Source organism: Deltaproteobacteria bacterium (assembly GCA_016234845.1).
Taxonomy (GTDB): Bacteria; Desulfobacterota; Deferrimicrobia; order Deferrimicrobiales; family Deferrimicrobiaceae; genus JACRNP01.
Window position 1 is genome coordinate 1 of the sequence record JACRNP010000078.1, and the last position, 8,556, is coordinate 8,556.

8 protein-coding genes are annotated in these 8,556 nt (G+C 68.4%); 6 read left to right on the plus strand and 2 right to left on the minus strand.

What is annotated here, in order from left to right; all coding sequences use genetic code 11:
• Together HZB86_06055 and HZB86_06060 are read left to right on the plus strand one after the other, a co-directional pair.
• Window positions 1–612 (plus strand): sodium/proton-translocating pyrophosphatase (locus HZB86_06055; GenBank protein MBI5905098.1); only part of this gene is annotated, 612 nt, incomplete at its 5' end.
• Between the two features lie 117 nt (window positions 613–729).
• Window positions 730–2,289, plus strand: coding sequence for a WD40 repeat domain-containing protein (locus HZB86_06060; protein MBI5905099.1), 1,560 nt, complete (start codon window positions 730–732; stop codon window positions 2,287–2,289).
• Window positions 2,290–2,302: 13 nt separating this feature from the next.
• On the opposite strand, the gene HZB86_06065 is transcribed toward HZB86_06060, so the two are convergent.
• Complete coding sequence (locus HZB86_06065; GenBank protein MBI5905100.1) at window positions 2,303–3,265, minus strand: thermonuclease family protein; 963 nt, start codon at window positions 3,263–3,265, stop codon at window positions 2,303–2,305.
• 117 nt (window positions 3,266–3,382) lie between these two features.
• Window positions 3,383–5,254 carry a SurA N-terminal domain-containing protein gene (locus HZB86_06070; GenBank protein MBI5905101.1) on the minus strand — a complete coding sequence of 624 codons (1,872 nt, stop codon included), beginning with the start codon at window positions 5,252–5,254 and terminating at the stop codon, window positions 3,383–3,385.
• A gap of 194 nt (window positions 5,255–5,448) precedes the next feature.
• Between HZB86_06070 and HZB86_06075 the strand changes: the two genes are divergently transcribed.
• The 4 genes from HZB86_06075 to HZB86_06090 all read left to right on the plus strand — a co-directional run.
• On the plus strand, window positions 5,449–6,480 hold the full coding sequence (locus tag HZB86_06075; protein ID MBI5905102.1) for a rod shape-determining protein: 1,032 nt from the start codon (window positions 5,449–5,451) through the stop codon (window positions 6,478–6,480).
• 66 nt (window positions 6,481–6,546) lie between these two features.
• On the plus strand, window positions 6,547–7,392 hold the full coding sequence (gene mreC / locus HZB86_06080; GenBank protein MBI5905103.1) for a rod shape-determining protein MreC: 846 nt from the start codon (window positions 6,547–6,549) through the stop codon (window positions 7,390–7,392).
• Window positions 7,389–7,874, plus strand: coding sequence for a hypothetical protein (locus tag HZB86_06085; GenBank protein MBI5905104.1), 486 nt, complete (start codon window positions 7,389–7,391; stop codon window positions 7,872–7,874). The genes mreC and HZB86_06085 overlap by 4 nt, the downstream gene beginning before the upstream one ends.
• Window positions 7,871–8,556 (plus strand): penicillin-binding protein 2 (locus HZB86_06090; protein MBI5905105.1); only part of this gene is annotated, 686 nt, incomplete at its 3' end. The genes HZB86_06085 and HZB86_06090, both read left to right, overlap by 4 nt.

An 8,556-nucleotide genomic window follows, 5' to 3' on the forward strand; every position in this document is an offset into this window, starting at 1 on the left:
ATCATGGGCGGAGCGATGATCTACTGGTTCACGGGCGCCTCGATGCAGGCGGTGTCCACCGGCGCGTACCGGGCGGTCGAGTTCATCAAGAAGAACATCAAGCTCGAGGGCGTCGAGAAGGCGTCGGTCGAGGACAGCAAGACCGTCGTGCGCATCTGCACGGAGTATGCGCAGAAGGGGATGTTCAACATCTTCCTCGCCGTCTTCTTCAGCACGCTGGCGTTCGCCTGCGTGAACCACTACTTCTTCATCGGGTACCTGATCTCGATCGCGGTCTTCGGCCTCTACCAGGCGATCTTCATGGCCAACGCGGGCGGCGCCTGGGACAACGCGAAGAAGCTCGTGGAGACCGAGCTGAACATGAAGGGGACCGAGCTGCACGCCGCCACCGTCGTGGGCGACACGGTCGGGGACCCGTTCAAGGACACCTCGTCGGTCGCCATGAACCCGATCATCAAGTTCACCACCCTGTTCGGGCTGCTGGCGGTCGAGCTGGCGATCACGCTGGACCCGGGCGTCAGCCACACCCTGGCGGCCGTCTTCTACGTCATCTCCGCGTTCTTCGTCTACCGGTCGTTCTACGGGATGCGGATCAAGACGGACGAAGCGTAGCACCCGCCCTGCCGCTATCCGGACGCACCCCGGGGGCCCTCGAAAGAGGGCCCCTTTTTTTCGATCCGGAAGGGTGAGAAAATCGCCGGGATGCGTCCCCCTTGCCGGATCGTAACGATGACTCTGCTGCTTTGGACCGTCGCGGTCCCGGGCGTCTCCACGGGGACCGATCCTTCCACACCGTCCTCCCACACGATCGAATCCGCAAGGGAACGCCTGCAATTCCTTACGGACGAGGAGAGTCGGATCGGGGAGTGGGTCGAGCGGAACTGGGAGAAGGCGCTGTCGGCTTCGCAACCCGGCATCGTCACGGGCCCCCGGCGCAAGGGGGAGAAGGCGGAGGCGTTCCGCGAGCGGGACATGCGTCTGCGGATGGCCGTTTCCGCCGTGAAGGAACGGCTTCGGACGGAACGGAAGGTGTGGATCCTGAACGAGCGCGGCGCGCTCCTGGCATCCGAGTTCCAGGCGCTGCTCCCGGCGCGCCTGGGGGCGTACGACGCGGGCCGGGAGGAGTACCCGCTCCTGCTCGGGTTCGGCTGGCCGTCGGACCTCTTCATCCGGTTCCGCGTCCCCGAGGAGGCGCGGAAGCTCTTCGAGCTCCGCCTCACCGGCAGGGTGAACGCCCGGTTCCGGATCAACGGGCAGGGGGAGGCCTACCTCGTTTCCCTCGGGAAATTCTGGAAGGACTCCGACGGGGTTCGGCCGATCGTGTACCTGTCCCCTCCGGGTCCGAGGCTGCTCTGGGAGGGCTCCCACGAATCGTGGGTCAGCTCCGTGGCGTTCCGTCCGGACGGTTCCCAGGCGCTTTCCGCCGGAGCGGACGGCACCCTTTGCATCTGGGACGTGGCGACCGGCGCCCGGATCGCATGCCAGGACAACGTGGAAATGGCGCTCTCGGTGGCGTACAGCCCCGACGGGTCGACCTTCGCCACCGGGGGGGCGGATTCGTACCTGCGGATCCGGGACGCGGCCGACGGGCGGGAGATTTCGACCGTACCCGCGGGGGGGAGAGTCCTCTCCGTGGGATTCAGTCCGGACGGCCGATACGTCGTCACCGGGGACGGGAGCGGCGCCGCGCGGGTATTCTCCGCATCGTCCGGGAAAGAGGCCTGGAGCGCGGATTTCGGGGAACCGGTCTGGTCGGCCGTCTTCGCCGGGGGAGGGACCTCCCTCGCGGCCGGCGGGGACGGAAACACCGTGGTCCTCTGGAACATCCTGTATCAGCGACGGATCTGGAAGAAGGAGCTCGAGTGGCCGATCTACTCATTGGCGGTCGCGGGGAACCGGGGGCTGGTCGCGGTCGGAGGGGCGGGGAGACGGATGCTGGTCCTGCGGGAGAAGGACGGCTCCGTCGCGTGGTCCGCGGACATGGGGGGGGAGGTCCGTACCGTCGCTTTCGATCCGTCGGGGGGGAAATACGTCGCCGGCGGAGGAGGAGGGTACGCGGTCAAGGTATTCGCGCCCGAATCGGGAAAGCTGCTGTGGACCGCGGAGATCGGCAATCCCATCCGTTCCCTGGCGTTCGGTCCGGAGGGAGGGAAATTGTTCGTGGGCTCCTCCGACTTCTCCGTCCGGATGTTCGAGGTGACGGAGGAGCAACGGGTGGTGGCGGCCTACTGGTCGCCGGGGCGCATCTGGCTGGAGCGCGGAACGGAACGGTCGCTGTTCCGCCCCTGACGCCCGCCGCCCCCTACGGAGCGACCGCGATGTCCTCCGGCGAGCGGACGGTGATCTCCGGGCGGCCCTGGTGGATCCTGACCTCGCCGCGGACGCGGACCTTCCTCCCCTTGTACGCCTTCTCCGGGTCCGCCGGGAAGCGCGGGAGGTCCGACGCGAAGATGACCACGGTCAGGTACCGTTTCCAGTTCGGATGGAAGTTGAGGTAGAGGACCTTCGCCAAGCGATGGGATCGCACGATCGTCCCCTCCACGACGATCTCCTCCCCCGCGTGCCGATGAGCCTCCTCCCATCGCACGACCGGATCGCCGCCTCCCGGAGAGGCCGCCTCCCGGGTCCGCGCCTCGGGCGCGTCCTTCGCCGGGTCGGCGGGCCGGTACCCGCGGTCCCCGGCTTTTCGCGCGAACTCGGCTTCCGACAGCTCCGCCCGGTTCCGCACGATCCACTCGATCTCCTTCGGCAGCTCCCCCCGTTCGAGTCCTCCCCGGAGCCATCCCTTGTAGCCGATCGCGTACCGCCTCCCGCCGGAAGGGTAGACCTGGACCGGTAAACCGTTGCCGGATGCGAGCCACCGCGCTTCCGCCGCGCCGCCGTCCCGCCACAACCCGTTCCCCTCCCGGCGCGCAAGGCCCTCCGCCGCGACGAAATCGTCCTTCCGGGAGAAGGGGAATCGGGTGTAGGCGCGCGCGAACCCGGTCCGGAGCATTTCGAGATTCAGGAGGCGGCCGTCGGGAGAGGGGAGGAAGACGTACCGGAGCAGGCGATCGTACTTGTCCGATCCTTCCGCGTCCGCCTCCATCCGGACCGTTTTCCCGAGGCAGACGGAGGAGAGGTGCGCGGCCGACTCGTCGGCGAAAAACTCCTTTCCGAGCGACGGGTGGCTCCGCTCCGGGGCGTCGATCCCGATCAGGCGGACGGTGACGACTTCCCCGGCGACCCGCACCCGCAGCGTGTCCCCGTCGACCACCTCCTCCACGACTCCCGTCTCCGCGCGGGCGGCGCCGGCGGCCAGCGGAAGGAGGAGAAGGAAAACGGCAAGGAGCGCGCGCGCCTTGCCGGGGGGAGACGTTTCATTCAGGGGGACATTCCTTCCCTATTTCAGCGCCTCCGGGCTGATCTCGACCTTGACCGTCTTGCGGCGGTCGGAGAGGAACGCCTCCATGAGGGCGTTCTTCCGCTGCTCCGCGATCCCCCGCAGCAGGGACGCCTTCATCTTCTCCCACTCCGCGTCTCCCGCCGACTGCTCTCCGAGGAAGGCCATCGCAAGCGACTGCCCTCCGCGGCCGGGGTAGATCTTCGGGGACACGGGCGCCTTGGAGGTAAGGGAGGAGATCTCCTTCCGGATCTCTCCCGCCGCGGCCAGCGGTTCCGGGACCGGTTCGGAGAGAGGCGCGAACCAGCCGGTCACGACGGGGGCGAATCCCGCCTTCTTCGCGTTCGTCTCGAGGTCGGACGCGCTCTTCGAAACCGACAGCACCTGCTGCAGCGCCGCCCGCACGGCGGCGGTGCGCTTCTCCCGGGCGACGGCGGCGGCCACCTTCTCCCGGACGTCCGCGAGCGGCGGGACGCGGGATTCCTCCTTCGCCGACACCTGGAACAGGTAATGGCTGTCGCCGATGGTCTTGACCGGGGCGACCTCCCCCCGCGGGAGCAGGAGCGCCTCCTGGGCCACCGCGGGAGGAACCCCTTGCGTCCCTTCCGCGCCGATCCAGCCCGTTTCGACGACCGGGACCCCGAAAGCGGCGGCCGTCGACTTCAGGTCCTTCGCCGCCGCGGCCTTCGGCTGCGCCTCGTACGCCTTGATCACCGCCTGGTCCTTCCCCTTGTCCCGGGCGATCTGGTCCGCGACGCGGTCGCGGACCTCCGCCAGGGGGAGCGCCTCCGGGAACCGGATCTTGCCGATGCGCGCCAGTACGAAGCTGCCGGGAAGTTCGACCGGGCCGACCACCGTGTCCACGGCGGCGGAGAAAACCGGGCCCGAGAGCGCCTCGCCCGCCTCCTTCCGCGTCCACCACGCCTCCCCGCCCTTGCCGCGGGAATGCTTCCTCGCGGCGGAGTCGAACTCGGCTTTCCCCTTCGACGCCTCGATCAGGATCTTCTCCGCCTTCGCCCGCGCCTCCTCCTTGTCCTTCTTCCCGAAGGGGATGACGATGCGGCTGACCAGCCGCCGCTCCTCGGAGCGGAACCGTTCGGCGCCGGCCTCGTGGTACGCCTTGATCTCGGCCTCCGATGGCCGGATCCCGCGCCCGAAATGCTCGGGCGTGAACGCGGCCACGACGAGCTTCACCCGGGCGGGAACGCGAAAGCTCTCCTTCGACTGTTCGTACCTGGCGGCGATCTCCCCCTCGGTCGGGGGCGGGATTCCCCTCGCCTTCTCCGGATCCGCCGTCACGAGCAGCAGGCGGATCTTCCGGGAGGCCACCTGGAACATCTCCTTCGCCTCCGTCTCGGGGACCAGCGCTCCGGCGGCCAGGAGTCCCTCGACCTTCCTGAGGGTGACCTCCATCCGCTTGGACGCCTCGAACTCCGACGGAGTGATCCGGTTGTAGGAGAGGACCGCGCGGTACCGGTCCTCGCGGAACTGGCCGTCGGCCTGGAACGCCGGCGACGCCGCGATCTCCCGCTGCACCTCGGTGTCCGTCGCCGAGAGCCCCATCCTCTCCGCCTCCGCGAGGAGTATCCTTCGCTGGATCAGGGAGTCGATCGCGGTCTTCTTCAGGTTCAGCGCCCGCGCCATCTCGGGCGTGAACGCGGGGCCGTACACGTCCCGGTACGTCTTCTCGAGGGTCGACACCGCCTCGGACAGCTCGGCCATCGTGATCTTCTCCCCCCCCACGGTGGCGGCCACGTTCCGGTCCTGCTCCGTGTAGGTTCCGACGCCCCACCAGATGAAGGTCAGCGCGATGAACGACAGGATGATCTTGATGGCCCAGGAGCCGGCGTTCCGGCGGAGCACGTCGAGCATGGCGAGCGGTTTCTCCCGTGGGTGTTTAGGAAAGCGGTGTCGAACAAGACATAATAATGCCGCGGACGGTCGAATATCAACGGGATTTCCGCCGTTTCCCCCCCGTGCGATTGCATTGCCGGGGGGGGACTGCTAATATGCCTTGATACTCTTCACCCAATGGAACCGTTTCGGGGCGTACTGGAGGGACTGGAATGATCTTCAACCGGCTTCTGGGCCTGTTCTCCCACGACCTGGCCATCGACCTGGGCACCGCCACCACGCTCGTCTACGTCAAGGGGGAGGGGATCATCTGCTCCGAGCCGTCGGCCGTTGCCGTCCACCGGGACAGCCGCGGCACGAAGAAGGTCCTCGCCGTGGGGATCGAGGCGAAGCGGATGATCGGGCGCACTCCGGGGAACATCGTCGCCATCCGCCCCATCAAGGACGGGGTCATCGCGGACTTCGAGGTGACCGAGGCGATGCTGCGGTATTTCATCCGGAAGGCCCACAAGGCCCGCACCCTGGTCCGTCCGCGCATCATCATCTGCGTCCCGTACGGATGCACCGAGGTGGAGCGGCGCGCGGTCCGCGAATCGGCCCAGAGCGCCGGGGCGCGCGAGGTGTACCTGATCGAGGAGCCGCTGGCGGCCGCCATCGGCGCCGGGCTTCCCATCACGGAGCCGTCCGGGAACATGATCGTGGACATCGGCGGCGGGACGACCGAGGTCGCGGTCATCTCCCTCGGCGGGATCGTCAAGAGCCAGTCGGTGCGGGTCGCGGGCGACAAGATGGACGAGGCGATCCTCCAGTACGTGAAGCGGAAATACAACCTGCTGATCGGGGAGCCGACGGCGGAGCACATCAAGGTCACCGTGGGCAACGCGTTCCCCGGCTTCTCGGAGTCCACCGAGGTGAAGGGGCTCGACATGGTCTCCGGCGTTCCCAAGGCGCTGAAGCTCCATTCGGACGAGATCCGCGAGGCGCTCTCCGAGCCGGTGCGCATCATCGTGGACGCGGTCAAGGCGGTGTTCGAGGAGACTCCGCCGGAGCTGGCGGGGGACATCTACGACCGCGGCATCGTCCTCGCCGGGGGGGGGGCGCTGCTGCGAAACCTCGACGCCCTCCTGCGGGAGGAGACGGGGCTCCCCGTAACGGTCGCCGAGGACCCGCTCTCCTGCGTCGTGCTCGGATCCGGGAAGGCGCTGGACGAGCTCGACCTTCTGAGGCAGGTCGCCCTGCACTAACCGCGCATCCCGGGGGCGCGAAGCGCGTTGCCCCTCGGGGCGCGGCCCGGACGGTCATCGGTCTCTATGGGATCCTTCTTCCGGAAATGGTGGCGGCTCCTGGTCGCCGTGGCGTTCCTCGTCGCCGCGATCCAGCTGCTCGTGCGCCCCTCCGCGGCCCTCGAGAGGACGGGGCCGGCGCGGGGCGCCGCGGCGTCCATCTTCCGGCCCTTCTACGTCGCCGTCGACTTTCTCCGGCAGGGCGGTTCCGGTATCTGGAACCGGTACATCGCGCTCGTCGGGGCGTCCCGGGAGAACGAGCGCCTGCGGAAGGAGGTGGCGGCGCTCCAGGAGAAGATCCACGAGACCCGGGACGCGGTGCTCGAGAACCGGCGCTTGAAGGACCTCCTCCGCTACTCGGAGACGCTGGAGCGAAGGACCGTCGGCGCACGGGTGGTCGGGCACGACGTTTCCCCGTGGTTCCAGGCGGTATTTCTCGGGTCCGGTTCCGAGGCGGGGGTGGAGCCGGGGATGTCGGTGGTGACGCCGCACGGGGCGGTGGGCAGGATCCACAAGGCGTACCCGGGGCTCTCCGAGGTGCTGCTGGTGACGGACGGGCGGTTCGCCGCCGACGTGATGGTCGAGCGCAGCCGCGTCCGCGCGGTGGCGGAGGGGATCGGCGGGAACTTCTGCCGGCTGAAGTACGTGTCGCCGGTTCACGACGTCGCGGTCGGAGACCGGATCGTCTTTTCGGGGTTCGACGGGACCATGCCCAAGGGGGTTCTTCTGGGCACGGTGGTCAGCGTCGACCGCCCCAAGGAAAGCCTCTTCCAGAAGGTGAAGGTCCAGTGCGCGGTGAACTTCCTCGACGTGGAGGAGGTGCTCGTGATCCTGACCCGCCCCACCATTCCGTTCCGGGCGGGCCGGGATTGAAGCGGTTCCTGGTGCTGGTGTCCCTGTCGTACCTCGGGACCGCGCTCTCCGTGTGGTGGCTCTCCGGCTTCGTTCCCTGGTTCCTCCTCCCCGACGTCCCCTTCCTGGCCATCGTGTTCGCCGGCCTGTTCGTCCAGGGGTCCGCCGGGTTCCTGTGCGCCATCCTCCCCTCGGTGTTCCGGGAGCTGACGACGTCCGCGCCCCACGGGGCGATGTTCCTCGGATCGATGGCGCTCTACTTCGCCTCCCGCGAGATCGGCCGCCGCATCTTCCTCCGGGGCGAGCCGTACATCCTGGCCGTCGTCGCTTCGCTTCTGGCGGCGGAGTCGTTCTCGATCGTGCTTCTCCTCTCCATCGCCGGGGCGCGCCCCTTCGGCCTGCTGTGGGGCGCGCAGGAGGCGGTGCGGATCGCGTGGACCGCGCTCCTCGCCGTCCCGGTGTTCATCGACCTCTCGAGCCGGTGGCTCCGGGTGAGGGAATGACGCGAAGGATCCGGAAGCGGGAGCAGGACCCCGACATCCACCGCCGGGCCCGCATCCTCCTCTACGTGGCGGTCGGGGCGTTCGTCCTCCTCCTGGGCCGGCTCTACTGGCTCCAGGTGGCGCGGTTCGACCAGTACCGGGAGCTGTCGGAGAACAACCGGCTCCGGCTCCGCACGATCCGGGCGCCGCGGGGGCTGATCCTCGACCGGAAGGGGCGGGCGATCGCGGAAACCCAGGGGTCGTTCGACCTGGTCTGCTCACCCGTGGACGTCAAGGATCTCGCCGGGGAGATCCGGCTGCTGTCGGAGATCGTGGAGTTCGACGCCGACCTGGAGGAGATCCGGGAGAAGATCCGCAAGGCGACGAAGGCGAATCCGTTCAGCGGGATCACCGTGGCGAGGGACCTGCGGTACGAGCAGGTATCCGTCATCGAGTTCAACCGGGAGAACCTGCCCGGCTTCTCCGTGCTCGTCGAGGCGAAGCGCAGCTACCCGTTCGGGGAGGCGTTCGCGCACGTCCTGGGGTACGTCGGCGAGGCGAGTCCGGAGGAGCTCGACGAGTCGGAGGGCGGGCGCCTGGCGATGGGGGACCTGGTCGGCAAGTACGGGCTGGAACGGTTGATGGACAACGTCCTGCGCGGGGTGAACGGCGGCAGGAAGGTGGAGGTCGACGCGGCGGGCCG

Bases quoted from the DNA above. Each gene is read 5' to 3' on its own strand.
- HZB86_06075 (MBI5905102.1), top strand. From the start codon at position 5,449: ATGATCTTCAACCGGCTTCTGGGCCTGTTCTCCCACGACCTGGCCATC.
- mreC (MBI5905103.1), top strand. From the start codon at position 6,547: ATGGGATCCTTCTTCCGGAAATGGTGGCGGCTCCTGGTCGCCGTGGCG.
- HZB86_06060 (MBI5905099.1), top strand. From the start codon at position 730: ATGACTCTGCTGCTTTGGACCGTCGCGGTCCCGGGCGTCTCCACGGGG.
- HZB86_06070 (MBI5905101.1), bottom strand. From the start codon at position 5,254: ATGCTCGACGTGCTCCGCCGGAACGCCGGCTCCTGGGCCATCAAGATC.